A 315-nucleotide genomic window follows, 5' to 3' on the forward strand; every position below is an offset into this window, starting at 1 on the left:
GAGCAGCACCACTGCCCTCGCCCAGACGCAGGCCCAGGTCGAGCAGCGGCTCGGCTTGCAGCGCCTTGAGCACCCGCTGATGGCCGGGCTCGGCGCCAGTGTGGGCAAACAGCAGCGCCAGGCTTAGCGACAACAGCAGCACCAGCAGATCCAGGCGCGGCCGCGGTGCAGCAGGCTCCGCTCGATTAAGGCCGCGTTGGGTAAAGAACGGAATCACCCGCCCGCCGATAATGCTCACCAGCGCCGCAATCAGCCATAAGCTGGCCAAGGCACCGCGCCGCTGCAGGGCCTGTCTCTTATACACATCTCCGAGCC

At 66.7% G+C, this 315-nt stretch carries 1 protein-coding gene; it reads right to left on the bottom strand.

Annotated features, from left to right (window positions below; all coding sequences use genetic code 11):
• Nucleotides 1–315: nicotinate-nucleotide--dimethylbenzimidazole phosphoribosyltransferase (locus ACQ4LH_RS21580; RefSeq protein WP_430698998.1), on the bottom strand; the 315-nt coding region annotated here is incomplete at both ends.

Source organism: Pseudomonas peli, from assembly GCF_050563605.1.
GTDB classification, from domain to species: Bacteria; Pseudomonadota; Gammaproteobacteria; order Pseudomonadales; family Pseudomonadaceae; genus Aquipseudomonas; species Aquipseudomonas peli_A.